The following is a 14141-nucleotide window of genomic DNA, read 5'->3' as shown; positions in this document are numbered from 1 at the left end:
TCCTTGACACCCTCGCTGCTTATATTCATCGACCATTTTCGGCCTGGCTATCGGTTTGGCGGCCCTATTCCCGCTGTCGAAAACCTGATTGGTCTGTTGCGGGATCAGTACGATCTGTTCATCGTAACGCGCGACCGCGACGCAGGCGATACCGCACCGTATCCTGACCTGACCACCGGAGAATGGCTCAACAGAGACGGCTATCATGTGCTGTATCTGCCACCCGATCAGATCACTTTCTGTCGAGTGGGGCAGCTGTTGAGTGAGCGGCCTGAGGCTATGGTTTATACCAATAGTTTGTTCTCGGTATTTACGCGGCTGCTGTTGCTGAACAGTTTCCTGATGAAACGGCTCCTTACCGTAGCTCCGCGGGGCGAGCTGTTGCCAGGTGCTATCCGGCTGAAAGCCTGGAAAAAAGAGCCTTATGTGCAGCTGCTGCGCTGGTTAATGACTGACCAGCTGCGCTGGCATGCCACATCGATTCATGAAAAACAGGAGATCCTGTACTGGCTGGGCGTAGGTAACAAACAGGTCGTGGTGGCGCCTGATCTGCCCATCCGGCTCAGCCCGCGCCCTCCTCACTATAAACAGGCTAAGCAACTTCGGCTGATCTGGCTGGCCCGTATCGCCAGAAACAAAGGACTGCTTTTCCTGCTCGACTGTCTGGAGCAGGTACCAGAGGGGGTGACTCTGACCATCTACGGCCCCGTGGTCGACGAGCGTTACTGGCAGGCGTGCCTGCAGCGTATCTGCGCCAGCCGGCACCGGATCGTATACCGGGGGGATGTGATGCCGACGGCTGTGCGGGATACGCTCGTGCCGTACGACTTTCTGGTGATGCCCACGTCCGGCGAAAATTTCGGTCATGGTATTGCCGAGGCTTTATCGGTTGGATTACCGGTGCTTATCAGCGATCAGACCCCCTGGCAGCATTTGTACGAGCAGCGGGCCGGGTGGAACCTGCCGCTGCACACCGATCGCTGGGTGGATGTCCTGACCAATTGTCTGGATATGGGGCCCATAGCCTACATTGAGCGGGCCATTGGCGCCCGGACTGTCCTGGATCGCATCTTCGACCGATCCGCAGCCCTGGCTCAGTACCAGCAGCTGTTCAGCCCGGTTTCAGCCCCGCTATGACGACCCAGCAGCTAACCCGACTGGTTCGGTTTGCCGGTATCTACGGCTGGCGTCGGGCGTTAACCAAAGCCGCCGGCCGACTGCGCACCCGATGGCCGGTATGGCTGATGCTGGGGCGGGGGTGTCCCGGCCGGGCCGATACGTCGGTTATTGGCTGCGGGCAGTTTGCGTTCAGCACCCTTTGTTTTTTTCTGCGTAAACACCGCGGAAACCGCTTCCTCGATGCCTATGACACCGACGCCGAACAGGCCCGGTCGCTGGCCTGGATGTACGGTTTTCGGCGGTATGTCGACACGCCCGGCGAACTGCTCGCCAACCCGGCTCTGCGAGTGCTGTACATAGCCTCCCCGCACGCGTCACATACGCCCTACGCCCTGGCGGGGTTGCAGCGGGGGCTCGATGTGTACGTAGAAAAACCGGTAGCGGTTACCCGGCAGCAGCTGGTGACGCTGTCGTCGGCGCAGCGGGCGGTAGCGGGTCGGCTGCTGGCTGGCTACAACCGGCCTTTTGCCGCGGCTACGACCGAGCTGACGAGCTGGCTACGTACCCTGCCGGGAGCGGCTCCCCTCAGCCTCAGCTGTCACATCAATGGCCACCGCATTCCGCCCGACCACTGGTACCGTCACCCGCCCGAAGGTACCCGCATCCTGGGGAATCTGAGCCACTGGATCGACCTGGCTGTTCACCTGATGACCCAACGTGGCTTACCCGACTGGTTTGCCATCCAGCTGGCTTGGGCCGATCCGGCCGAATCCGATGATAACCTGTCGGTGACGCTCACCACCGATCGGCATGATCTGGTTAGCTTGTTGCTGACCGCCCGATCGGAGCCCTATGAAGGCATCAACGAACGAATAGACCTGCAATGTGGCGATCTCATGGTCCATATCGATGATTTTCGGTCGATGACTATCTGGCAGGGGGCCGCCAAACAAACCTGGCGCTTCTCACCCAAAGACGTGGGCCACGAACGGGCCGTGCTGCAACCCTTCCATGCCGACGTTCGGCCCTGGCGCGAGATCGAACTGACAACCCTCCTGAGCCTCCATATCCGCGACTGTGTGCTGACCCGCACCCGGCAGTCGCGCTTTGTGCTGGCCGATGAACTGGCCTGCTTTGACGATGCTGTACAGACGACTTGTCTGGCCGTAGTGTGAACCCCTAATAGACCCCGCAGACCCCGTGAAACTCATTACCGTTGTCGGCACCCGCCCGAATATTGTGAAAGTGGCTCCGCTGCACCGGGCGTTTAACGCGCATCCGGCCCTGACGAACCTGATTGTGCATACGGGGCAGCACTATGATGCCCGGCTGAGCGATCTTTTCTTCCAGCAACTGAACCTGCCCGCACCGGACTATGTGCTGGGAATAGCGCCGGGGTCTATTCCGCAGCAGACGGCCGACATCATGGCCCGGTTTGAAGCCGTACTGCTCACCGAACGTCCCGACTGGGTGGTGGTCGTAGGGGATGTGACCAGTACGCTGGCCTGTGCGCTGGTGGCCGTACAACTCGGCATCCGGGTAGCCCATGTCGAAGCCGGTCTGCGGTCCGGTGATCGGCGCATGCCCGAAGAAACCAACCGGCTGCTGACCGACCAGCTGGCTGACCTGCTGTTCGTTACGGAAGCGGCCGGGCTGGAAAACCTCCGGTATGAGGGCGTACGACCGCATACGATTCATTTTGTGGGTAATGTGCTGATCGATGCGCTGCAGCAATGCCTGCCCCGGGCCAGAGCCCTGGATACGGTGCGCTCGCTGGGCCTCGAGCGCCACCAATATATCCTGATGACCATGCATCGGCCCGCCAATGTCGATTCGGCCGACGGGCTCAGGACTCTGCTGCAGCTGATCAGCGATACGGCGCAGCAGCGTACGGTCCTGTTCCCGATGCACCCGCGTACGCGGGCCAGCCTGACCCGGTTTGGATTGCTGAATGAACTGGAGCAGCTTCCTGATGTCCGGGTGCTGGAGCCGCAGGGCTACCTCGAGTTTCTGAACCTGCTCGACCAGGCGGCCCTGGTCATTACCGATTCGGGCGGTGTTCAGGAAGAGACCACCTACCTCGGCGTGCCCTGCCTGACGTTCCGTGACTCCACCGAGCGGCCCGTTACCACCACCCTGGGCACCAACCAGCTCCTGAGTGACCTCAACCCGAATACGGTACGGATGCGCGTAACCGACCTGCTGGCCGGAACCCGTCAACCCGCGGCCGTGCCCCCGCTCTGGGATGGCCAGACGGCCCGTCGCATTGCTGACTGTATAGCGGCTACCCTGTCATGAAACAGCTGATTCTGGAGTTGAAAACCGGGCAGATACGCCTTGATGACGTACCCGCGCCACGGGTCAGGCCCGGGCAGGTGCTGATCCGAACGCGCCGGTCGCTGGTGTCGGCGGGAACGGAGCGGATGCTGGTTGCGTTCGGCCGGGCCAGTCTGCTCGCCAAAGCCCGCCAGCAGCCCGAACGGGTCAGGCAGATGCTGGACAAGCTGAAAACCGACGGCCTCTGGCCAACCATAGCCGCGGTGCGCCGGCGGCTCGACCAGCCGGTGCCGCTGGGGTACTGCAACGTTGGCGAGGTGCTGGCCCTAGGCGAGGGGGTAACCGATCTGCACCTGGGGCAGCGCGTTGTCAGCAATGGTCCGCATGCGGAGGTCGTCTGCGTACCCCGTAAGCTGGTAGCGCCCGTCCCCGACGAGGTCAGCGACGACGATGCCGCCTTTACCGTTGTGGGAGCCATTGCGCTGCAGAGTATCCGCCTGCTCAACCCGACCCTGGGCGAAACGGTCGTGGTTATCGGGTTGGGGCTCATCGGGCAGCTGACCGCCGATCTGCTTCGGACCAACGGTTGTCGGGTGGTGGCTACGGACCCCGACGAGTCGCGCTGCGACCTGGCCCGGAGCCGGGGCCTGCTGGCGCTGAATCCGGACCAGACCGACGTACTACGGGCCGTGGCATCGCTAACGAGTCAGGCCGGGGCCGATGGGGTGATCATCGCAGCTACCGCATCGGGTGATACGCTCCTGACCCAGGCCGCCCGAATGAGTCGGGTTCGGGGGCGTATCGTGCTGGTAGGGCAGGTAGGGCTGCACCTGAACCGGGCCGACTTCTACGCCAAAGAGCTGACGTTTCAGGTGTCGTGTTCATACGGGCCCGGTCGCTACGACGATACCTACGAGCAGCAGGGACACGATTACCCGCTGCCATTTGTTCGCTGGACCGAAAACCGGAACTTTCAGACTATTCTGCAGCTGCTGGCCAGCGGTCAGCTGGCGGTGTCGGCCCTGCGGACGGAGCCCGTGCCGCTGACCGACTTCCGCTCAGTATATACATCGACGGGGCCGGTGGCTGCCCTCTTTTCCTATCCTGACCCGGTATCGCTCAGTCCGGTCGTTTGTATAAGTCCCGGCCGGTTTTCGGATTCGGCTGGTGGGGTAGGCCTGATCGGCGCGGGTAACTACGCCAAAACAACCCTGCTGCCCGCGCTGAAGCAGGTCGGCCTGATTCCCGCCATTATTGCCAGCGAACGTGGACTAAGCGCGGCCCGGCTGGCAACTGTCTACGGGATTGGAAAGGCTACCTCCAGCTACCGCCACCTGCTCGACGACCCGACAATCGACCTATGCCTGATCGCTACCCGTCACGACAGCCACGCCCGGCTCACCGTCGACGCGCTGCGGGCGGGTAAGCATGTCTTTGTCGAGAAACCGCTGGCGCTGTCGGAGGCTGAGCTGGCCGATGTCGTGGAGGCACAGCGGCTGTCGGGTCGGACCGTAACGGTGGGGTTTAACCGACGTTACTCGACCTATGTGCAGAGGATGAAGACGCTGCTGGGCGGAGCCGTATCCGATGCGGTGCCGATGCATGTGGCCATGACTATGAATGTGGGTGAGGTGCCAGTCCAGTCTTGGCTACACGACCGGGCTGCTGGGGGAGGGCGGCTGTTGGGCGAAGGCTGCCATGGCGTCGATCTGATTACCTTTCTAACCGGTAGCCGGGTGGTGCGGGTATGTCTGCTGGCGATGGGAACCCAGCCCAGCGAGACAACCGATTCGGCCTCGCTGCTCATCCAGTACGCCAACGGCGCTACGGGGGTACTGAACTTCCTCGCTGTTGGCAGCCGCGCTTACGTCAAGGAACGGGTTGAGGTGCATAGCCAGAGCCGGACGCTGGTGCTCGACAACTACCGAAGCCTGACGGGCTACGGCTTTCGCCACTTCTCGCGGCTGGCGGGGCGGCAGGATAAGGGCCATCGGGCGCTGATGATGGCGCTGGCGCAGCACCGGTGTCAGGGCAGCGAACCGCCCATTCCGTTCGCGGAGAGCGTGAACACGACCCAGGCCATGCTGGCCGCCCTGGAGAGCCTGCGCCAGACCGGCTGGGTCACCCTCCGGCCAGCTATTGATCCGCCATCAGCCTCTTCAGCATGGTAACTCCCGGTCTGTACTGGCGTACACTGCGGCACCTGACGCCCCGCCAGCTCGTTTACCAGGTCTGGAACCGGCTGCGTTTCGCCCCGCGCCTGCGGGGGTTCGATGGCTGGTCTACGGCCGGGGTGATACGGTTGGGTGTGCCGGACATAGCGCCGGTTGCGTTCACGTTCCTGAATCGAACCGCTACGTTCCACGAAACCGTCGACTGGAATTACGCCATATACGGCAAACTCTGGACCTATCACCTGAACGGGTTCAGCTACCTGAACGAGCCGAAACCCATGGCGGCTGATCGGGGGCTGGCGCTGCTATACGACTTCGTGCGGCAAACCTCTTCGTTGCGCGATGGGCTGGAGCCGTACCCGACCTCCCTGCGGCTGGTCAACTGGATTCAGTTTCTGCGGTGGCACCAGATTCAGGATGTCGTACTGAACCGGCACCTGAAGGCGCAGGCCCGGCTGGTATGGCAACGTCTCGAGTATCACCTGAGCGGCAACCATTTACTAGAAAATGGCATCGCGCTGCTGATGGCTTCAGTACATTGGCGTGATGAGCGTTGGTTACGAAAAGCAACTCGGCTCGTCTGTACGGAGCTGAACCGTCAGATCGGGCCGGATGGAGGGCATTACGAACAAAGTCCAACCTACCACCGGCTGCTGCTGAACCGGCTCATTACCTTGCTGACCATGCTGCTGGCGGACCGCTGGCCCAACGACCCGGAGTTGATAACTGTCGTATCCCGGAAGGTGAGCCAGATGCAGGGCTGGCTGGCGGCCATTACGTTTCGGAACGGTGATTTACCAATGATGAACGATAGTATCTCTGTGACATCGACAGCTGGTTTGGCCGTGGCTGACACCCGGTTCGGGCAGCCCGGCTATCGTATGTTCCGTCGGCCCAGGTATGAGCTGCTGGCCGACGTGGGGCCGGTGGGGCCGGATCATCAGCCCGGTCACGCCCATGCCGACACCCTCGGGTTTGTGCTGTACGTCGATAATCGTCCGGTACTGGTCGATGTAGGTACGTCGACTTATGAACGAAACGAACGCCGTCGGTGGGAACGCAGTACCGCAGCCCACAATACCGTAGAGATAGCCGGTCAGAACTCATCGGAGGTCTGGGCCGCTTTTCGGGTGGGGCGCCGGGCACGGGTTACGATACTGACCGATACGGAAACAACCCTGCTGGCCCGGCATACGGGCTACCGGCATCTGGGCCTGACCCACTGGCGACGCTGGACCCTGGCCCCGGACCGTATCTGGATTGCCGACCGGATTACGGGGCGGCATACCACCGGCAATCGCCAGAGAACAGCCCGGTTTTATGCCCATCCGGATGTGCCGGTTAGCCTGACTGACAACGGGGCCATGATTGGTCCGCTGCGGCTGATGCTACGGTCAGATGGGCCAGTAGCGTGGCGGCTGACTCCGTACGAGATGGCTGTGGATTTTAACCGGTTGCGGCCCAGTATCTGCCTGACGGTTGACTTTGCTACCACCCTGAACACCATAATCCAGCTAGCTGAATGACTATTTTGTTTTTAACCTATTATTTCGAGCCGGACTTGTGTGCAGGGTCGTTCCGCAACTCGGCGCTGGTGGCCGAATTGTCGCGGCAGCTGACGGCCGATGACCGGCTGCACGTGGTCACCACGCAGCCCAACCGATACCAGTCGTTCTACCGGCTGGCTCCGGCTCACGAAGAACGGGGAAATCTGGTAATCGACCGGATTAGTGTACCGGCCCACGCGAACGGGTTCCGGGATCAGATTTGGTCGTTCGGGGCGTATTACCGGGCTGCTCGTCAGCTAACTAAAGTACACGACTATGATGTAGTCATTGCATCGTCGTCGCGTTTGTTCACGGCCTTTCTGGGCGCCCGGCTGGCGCGAAGCCGCCGGATTCCGTTGCTGCTCGACATCCGCGATCTGTTTCGGGAAACCATAGTGGAACTGCTGGGTCATCCGCTCAGCTGGCCACTCAACCCCGTACTCTGGGCGGTGGAGCGGTACACGTTCGGCTACGCCCGGCATATCAACCTGGTATCCGAAGGTTTTACCAGCTATTTCGGCCGGTACCGGCAGGCGTCGTACAGCTTTTACACCAACGGCATCGATAGAGAGTTTATGCCTACTAACAATCCGGTTACCCCTGCGCCTGACGCTACCCGACCCGTAACTATTCTATATGCGGGGAATATCGGGGCCGGGCAGCGGCTGGAGATCATCGTTCCACAGGCAGCCTGGCTGCTGGGCAACCGGTTTCGTTTCGTTGTCATCGGCGATGGCAGCCGGCTGTCGGCTCTCGAAGCGGCCGTTCGTGACTGGGGGTTGAAAAACGTGGAGCTGCGCCCGCCCGTAGACCGAAAAACGCTGCTGGCCGAGTACCAGCGGGCCGATTATCTGTTTGTTCACTTAAGTAATCTGCGGGCTCTGAAACGAGTGCTGCCCTCCAAGCTGTTCGAGTACGGAGCGACTGACAAACCGATTCTGGCGGGGGTGGGGGGCTACGCAGCCCGATTTGTTCGACTACACCTCAGTAACTATCGGCTGTTTTCGCCCGGCAACGTGGCCGAGCTGGTAACCCAGCTGCAGCAGACGCCCTACCAGACACAGTACCGGCCTGACTTCATTCGGCAATTCAGCCGGCAGCAGATTATGGTCGAGCTGGCCCGCTGTCTGCTGGAGGCAGCCACAGACCGTAAACCCGTCAGCCGCGCTGCCTCGACCACAACGGTATGATCCGGGTCGGATCTGGCCAAAAAAAAGCCTGCGGTCGTATGACTGCAGGCTTTTTTTGTACTGAATGTCGGTGATTTATTTCACGCTGCGGCCGATGGCAATCAAGTCTTCGGGCGACTGGTAGCCCAGTACTTTTTTCAGTACCCGGCCGTTGCCATCGATGAACAGCAGCGTTGGATAGGCTTCGAGGGGGTACACCTGCATCAGGGCCGGACCTTCGCCTTTTTCCATGTCCATCTTCACGTTGATGAACCGGCTGTTGTAGTAGTCGCCTACGGTTTTTTGGGTGAACACCCGCTTTTGCAGCAGTTTGCAGGGGCCACACCAGCTGGCGTAGGCATCGAGGAAAATGACTTTTTTCTCGGCTTTGGCTTTCTTCAGAATCTCGCGCCAGGATGCCTCCGTGAACTGAATACCCGCTTCCGGTTTATCGTCGCCGATGCGGTTGGTGGGGGGGACCGACCGGGCCGCGTCTGTAGAAACAGCACCAAGCCCGGTAAACAGAATGGTTAATAGCCAAACTACTTTTTTCATGAGTTGATCCGGCGCGCCGGTAGTCTGTGAGTCTTTTCCGATTAATAACGCGTAGCCTTGTGCCTTTCGTTTCCAGCGACGCGATTTCTGAAAGCAAGTTAATAACGGCATTGTAAATGACAAGGTGCAAACCATATGCCATTGTCCACATTCTTTCCGAACTTTGCGGCCATTTCAGCTACTACCACGATGCCCGTTAAACAAGCCGAATTTTTCGTCAGTAACTCCGATCCTGCCAAATGCCCCCGGCCCGATCGACCCGAATATGCGTTTATTGGCCGGTCCAACGTGGGTAAGTCGTCGCTGATCAACATGCTCACGAGTCGGGCTTCGCTGGCTAAAATATCCGGTAAACCGGGTAAAACACAGCTCATCAACCATTTTATCATCGATAACCAGTGGTACCTGGTCGATTTGCCGGGCTACGGCTACGCGCAGGTTAGCAAGACCGAGCGCGAGAAGTTTGCCGCGCTGATTGATGGGTACCTGACCAGCCGGCCTAACCTGCTTTGTATTTTTGTGCTGGTCGATTCGCGGATCGAGCCGCAGAAAATAGACCTAGATTTCATGGAAAACCTCGGCGATCGGGGGTTGCCATTCGTGATCGTTTTCACGAAAACCGAAAAACTGGGTGCGGTAAAGCTCCAGGCAACCCTAAACAACTACCGCGCCAGGCTGCTCGAAACCTGGGAAGAGGTGCCGCAGATCTTTATCACATCGGCCGTCACCGCTGCAGGCCGCGAAGACATTCTTTCGTTCATCCGCCCGCTGAACGAGGAGTATGAGAAAAGTGCGGGCGTCAAGCGGTTCAAGCCCGGCAAATAAACCCGCGCCGGAGTGATCGATGATAAATTCAGCCAATCACTCAGTTCAATTAACAATACACCAACCAAGGTAGCGTTACCAATTTAGTAGATTACTTATGGAAGCATTAAAGCAGATTGCCAATGTGGCCGGTTATAGCGGCCTGTACCGAATTCTGAAGCCAGGCCGGGCAGGCGTTATTGTTGAGTCGCTCGATGATAAGAAAGCAAAGACCATGATGGGCCCAACGGCTCGTGTCTCGGTCCTGAATGATATATCCATCTACGTGGATGGCGACGGAAACGATCAGTCGACTCCGCTGGCCGACGTGCTGATGAGCGTATACACGACCTATGGCGATACCTTGACCGTTGACCCCAAAGGCTCGAACGACGAATTGGCTGAGTTTATGGCCACCGTTGTGCCCAATTACGATCGGGATCGGGTACGGCCTGCCGATATCAAGAAGCTCATTGTCTGGTATACCATTCTGCGCCAGCATGCGCCTGAGGTATTCGACGCCCAGCCCGAAGTGGCCGAAACCACCGACGAAACCCCTTCAGCCGAGACGACCGACGAGCCGAAGGCCTAAAAACTTCATTTTCAGTGAGAACAGAAAAGCCGCGACAGGCCCTTGGCTTCGCGGCTTTTTTTTATGTCCGGTTCTTCCGGAAAGCAGACTGCTTTCCGGAAGGAGACGCGTATTAGTCGACAGTGCTGAGCTTGACCGTGTTGGTCCGGCGCGACTGCGTTAGCGGCATGCTGAGCGTATTGATGAAGATATCGCCCGACGACAGCTTTTTCTGGCTGATGAGCGTCTGCTTGATACCCTCTACGGTCTGATCGATGTTCAGTTCCGGGTTCTGTTCGTACGGCATCACCTGAACGCCCCAGTACAGGCCGAGCGTATTGCGCAGCTGCGGATCGTTCGAGAAGACGTACAGGTCGGCTTTGGGGCGGTGGTGCGAAAGCCGCACGGCGGTATAGCCCGAGTTGGTGATCCCGATGATGGCTTTTGCCCGGGTGTCGCGGGCCAGGCGGCAGGCGCTCATCACCACGTTGTCGTTGATGACGTTCTCGCCGGGCTGCTCATTGACGTGGGCGTGGTAGCGGTAATAGATGGCGTCGGAGGCTGCCTCTACCTGGAGGATGGTGTTGGCCATCGACTCTACGGCCAGGATCGGGTATTTACCCGACGCCGTTTCGGCGCTGAGCATAACGGCGTCGGCGCCGTCGAGTACCGAATTGGCGATGTCGTTGATTTCGGCGCGGGTGGGGCGGGGCGCATCGATCATACTTTCGAGCATCTGGGTAGCCACGATAACCGGTTTAGCCGCCCGGTTGCATTTCTCGACCAGCATTTTCTGAATCATCGGTACTTCTTCGGCGGGCAGTTCGACGCCGAGGTCACCCCGCGCTACCATCAGACCGTCGGTAGCGGCAATGATTTCGTCGATGTTCTGAATAGCTTCGGGCTTTTCAATCTTGGCGATGACGCGGCTTTTCTTGCCTTTCGACCGGATGTATTCTTTGATTTCGAGAATCTCCGACGCTTCCCGTACAAACGACAGGGCGATCCATTCGGCGTCGTTTTCGAGACCAAACTCCAGATCGGCCCAGTCTTTCTCGGTTACGGCGGGCATCGATACCTTCGTGTTGGGCAGGTTTACGCCTTTCTTCGACTTCATGGAGCCGCCGTAGACCACTTCCGTAACGACGTCGGTACCTTCGGTCCGCAGTACGCGCACTTCCAGTTTACCGTCGTCCATCAGAATCCGTTCGCCGGGGTGTACATCTTTGTACATGTCTTTGTAAGGCGTACTGACGCGCTCGGCCGTACCCACGATGTCGTCGTTCGTGAACGTCAGCGTATTGCCGGGCAAAATCATGACGCCGTCTTTATGCTCCACGTTGCCGATGCGGATTTTAGGCCCCTGTAAATCCTGCAGAATGCAAAGGTTCAGGTTGTATTCGGCGTTGATTTCGCGGATGCGGGTAAGCCGCATGAGGTGATCCTGGTGGGTGCCGTGGGAGAAGTTGAGCCGGAAGACGTTAACGCCAGCCCGAGCCAGTGCCAGCAGTTGTTCTTTGGTCTCGGAAGCCGGGCCAATGGTGGCCACAATCTTGGTTTTCTTGGACATGGGGAAAGAAAAAGTTGGGCAGTACGGCCAGAAGCCGGTGCAAAAATAACCGGACACAAAGATATACAGTTGTGTTCGCGGAAAATTTACAAAGAAGCCGACGGGCTCCCGACCCGGTTTGCCCCCGCTGACGCAGCCGAACAGCGGCTCGACTGGCTCCCGGTCGTCAGGGTGCCGGTGTATCCGGGCTCGATCGCGCAAACCGGAATCGGGCCGGAATGGGGTACGCGCCTAAAAGGTCAGCTCCCGGATTTTGTCCATATACGACCGGCTCACGCGCACCACATCGCCGTTCTGCAGGATGACATCGTAGCTGGATGGGTATTTCTGGATTTCGCGGACAACGTGCAGATTGATGATATCTGACCGGTGAACCCGCAGAAAATGACTGGGGTTGAGTTTACTTTCGAGCGCGCTGATGCCGTAGTTGCTGAGGTGGCGGCCCGTAGCGGTAACCAGCGTGGCGTAATCGCCTTCGGCTTCGATCCGCAGAATATCGGCCACGGCGACCGTAACGAGCCGGTTGCCGGTCTGGACCAGAATTTTCTCGGGATAGGTTGTGGCGGTACTGAGGAGACTCTCGGCCAGGGGCTGAATTTTCTGGAGGTTACCCATCCGCGAGTCGGTCACGCGCTGGATGGCCTGGGAGAACCGGTCGCGGGTGTAGGGCTTGAGGAGGTAATCGACGGCATGAACCTCGAAGGCCTGGAGGGCGTACTGGTCGTAGGCGGTCGAGAAAATAATCTGCGGAATCTCGTCGATGTGTTTGAGAACGTCGAAGCCAGTCAGGCCCGGCATCTGCACATCCAGAAAAATCAGGTCGGGTTTATACTCGTTGATGAGCCGTACGGCATCGACGCCGTTGTTGGCTTCGCCGACCACGATCAGGGCGGGGTAAGCGTCGAGGTACTGCCGGATCAGGGTACGCCCGGCGGCTTCGTCGTCGATGATGATAACTTTCTGCATAGGCGGGTCGGCAGAACCGGTCAGGTTGCGTTAAGCTGGTATGGTGAATTTGACGGTGACGCCCCGGGGCTGGCTGTTGCCCACGGTCAGCTGGCTGCCGTACATTTTATCGAGTCGAAGCCGGGTGTTGGCCAGCCCCAGGCCGTGACCGGTGGTGCTGGAGCCGTTCATGCCGACGCCCGTGTCGGAGATGGCTACGTGCAGGTGTCCGTTCTGCCGGTGAATACCCACGTGAATATCGCCCCCTTCGATGAGCGACGCAATACCGTGCTTCACCGAATTTTCGACCAGCGGTTGCAGGAGCATGGGCGGCATGGTGTTGTCGAGTACGTTATCGGCCACATCGAACGAGACGCGGAGCCGGTCGCCGAAGCGGGCCTTTTCCAGGTCGAGGTATTTCTTGACGAAGGCGATTTCTTCGCGCACGGTGACCACATCGGCTTTGGAGGCCTGTAGCTGATAGCGAAACAGATCGGCCAGTTCGGCCAGCAGCTCGCGGGTGCGTTCCTGAGCGGGGGGTACCGATGCGCTGATGGTGTTGAATACGTTGTACAGGAAATGGGGGTTGAGCTGGGCTTTCAGCGCTGCCAGTTCACTTTTCAGCGCCAGTTCGCGCAGCTGCACTTCGCGGAGCCGTTGCTGTTGCAGATCCCGGTAGTAGTCGTAGGCGTGATAGATACCGAACTGCACCAGGTAGAACAGCGCCCCGATATACGTATCCCAGACTTGCCCCGTACCCCGCAGCCGCCCGATTTTCAGTGCATCTGATATGGCGTAGTACACAAACTGCCAGACCAGCAGGTACAAGGGCAGCAGGATGACGTGCAGCAAAATTCGGCGGGTTAGGGTGAGGTGGCGCAGGCGGATGAACAGCAGATACCAGACCGGTGCCGTAACGAGCAGCTTCGTGCTGTAGTCGAGCAGGGCCCTCGGAACCTCATTGAGAAAGTCAATGAACAGGGGGCTTTTCGACCAGGCCCGCTGGCTGATCGATAACGCACCGTCGTAGAGCAGCGCCGATACGATGTACAACCCCACGATCAGCGTCAGCTGGCGGTACGTAATGCCCCAAAACGCAATCCGGTTCCAGTTCATAGTTAGCCTGGTTTGTACAATTATTTTCGTTTCCGCGTGGCGTTATCTCACCGTGGTCCGTGTCCGCACGGACCACCTGACCGGATGGTGTGGCTGCCGCGTGAGTAGTCCGTGGTGAGTACGGATACCCATCGTTTACAAAGCTATACGGATTCATAGATGACCGGCGTCTTTTTCCGACGAGTTGACAAATACGTCGCTGAATGGAATGGGCTACCGTTCGGCGACGTATTTGTCGGCTCACCGATTGGGGCTGGCAGGCCCTGGAGCGGGTGTCTAGCTTTGACCTATCCA

General features: G+C 59.2%; 12 protein-coding genes. 8 read left to right on the top strand and 4 right to left on the bottom strand.

Annotated elements, in window-relative coordinates; genetic code table 11:
• Positions 1-3 precede the first annotated feature (3 nt).
• Genes EQG79_RS08265 through EQG79_RS08240 form a run of 6 tightly spaced genes read left to right on the top strand, consistent with a single transcriptional unit; the run spans position 4 to position 8307 of the window.
• On the top strand, positions 4-1137 hold the full coding sequence (locus EQG79_RS08265; protein WP_129601070.1) for a glycosyltransferase: 1134 nt from the start codon (positions 4-6) through the stop codon (positions 1135-1137).
• A complete protein-coding gene (locus tag EQG79_RS08260; RefSeq protein ID WP_129601069.1) occupies positions 1134-2294 on the top strand; it encodes a Gfo/Idh/MocA family protein in 1161 nt (386 codons plus the stop codon). Before EQG79_RS08265 ends, EQG79_RS08260 begins: the two co-directional genes overlap by 4 nt.
• 25 nt (positions 2295-2319) lie before the next feature.
• Positions 2320-3417, top strand: a complete 1098-nt coding sequence (gene wecB, locus EQG79_RS08255; protein WP_129601068.1) for a non-hydrolyzing UDP-N-acetylglucosamine 2-epimerase — start codon at positions 2320-2322, stop codon at positions 3415-3417.
• Positions 3414-5567, top strand: coding sequence for a bi-domain-containing oxidoreductase (locus EQG79_RS08250; protein WP_129601067.1), 2154 nt, complete (start codon positions 3414-3416; stop codon positions 5565-5567). The genes wecB and EQG79_RS08250 overlap by 4 nt, the downstream gene beginning before the upstream one ends.
• Positions 5561-7096, top strand: coding sequence for a heparinase II/III family protein (locus EQG79_RS08245; protein WP_129601066.1), 1536 nt, complete (start codon positions 5561-5563; stop codon positions 7094-7096). Before EQG79_RS08250 ends, EQG79_RS08245 begins: the two co-directional genes overlap by 7 nt.
• On the top strand, positions 7093-8307 hold the full coding sequence (locus EQG79_RS08240) for a glycosyltransferase family 4 protein (RefSeq protein ID WP_129601065.1): 1215 nt from the start codon (positions 7093-7095) through the stop codon (positions 8305-8307). The genes EQG79_RS08245 and EQG79_RS08240 overlap by 4 nt, the downstream gene beginning before the upstream one ends.
• A gap of 75 nt (positions 8308-8382) precedes the next feature.
• On the opposite strand, the gene EQG79_RS08235 is transcribed toward EQG79_RS08240, so the two are convergent.
• On the bottom strand, positions 8383-8841 hold the full coding sequence (locus EQG79_RS08235; RefSeq protein WP_077920596.1) for a thioredoxin family protein: 459 nt from the start codon (positions 8839-8841) through the stop codon (positions 8383-8385).
• 189 nt (positions 8842-9030) lie between these two features.
• Here EQG79_RS08235 and yihA point away from each other — a divergent pair, with 189 nt between their 5' ends.
• Together yihA and EQG79_RS08225 are read left to right on the top strand one after the other, a co-directional pair.
• Positions 9031-9666, top strand: coding sequence for a ribosome biogenesis GTP-binding protein YihA/YsxC (gene yihA / locus EQG79_RS08230; RefSeq protein WP_077920894.1), 636 nt, complete (start codon positions 9031-9033; stop codon positions 9664-9666).
• Positions 9667-9763: 97 nt separating this feature from the next.
• Positions 9764-10237 (top strand): DUF5606 family protein, encoded by a 474-nt coding sequence (locus EQG79_RS08225; protein ID WP_077920597.1) that lies wholly within the window; start codon positions 9764-9766, stop codon positions 10235-10237.
• Positions 10238-10349: 112 nt separating this feature from the next.
• Here the strand turns inward: EQG79_RS08225 and pyk are convergent, their stop codons facing one another.
• From pyk to EQG79_RS08210, 3 genes are all read right to left on the bottom strand, one after another.
• Entirely contained in the window at positions 10350-11786 is a 1437-nt protein-coding gene (gene pyk, locus EQG79_RS08220) for a pyruvate kinase (protein ID WP_077920895.1), read from the bottom strand.
• Positions 11787-12017: 231 nt separating this feature from the next.
• A complete protein-coding gene (locus EQG79_RS08215) occupies positions 12018-12752 on the bottom strand; it encodes a LytR/AlgR family response regulator transcription factor (RefSeq protein ID WP_129601064.1) in 735 nt (244 codons plus the stop codon).
• A gap of 30 nt (positions 12753-12782) precedes the next feature.
• Positions 12783-13847: a sensor histidine kinase gene (locus EQG79_RS08210; RefSeq protein ID WP_129601063.1), complete on the bottom strand. Its 1065-nt coding sequence runs from the start codon at positions 13845-13847 to the stop codon at positions 12783-12785.
• Positions 13848-14141 lie beyond the last annotated feature (294 nt).

The sequence above is a fragment of the Spirosoma sordidisoli genome (genome assembly GCF_004138325.1).
Taxonomy (GTDB): domain Bacteria; phylum Bacteroidota; class Bacteroidia; order Cytophagales; family Spirosomataceae; genus Spirosoma; species Spirosoma sordidisoli.
This window is presented reverse-complemented; position numbering and strand designations above follow the sequence as displayed.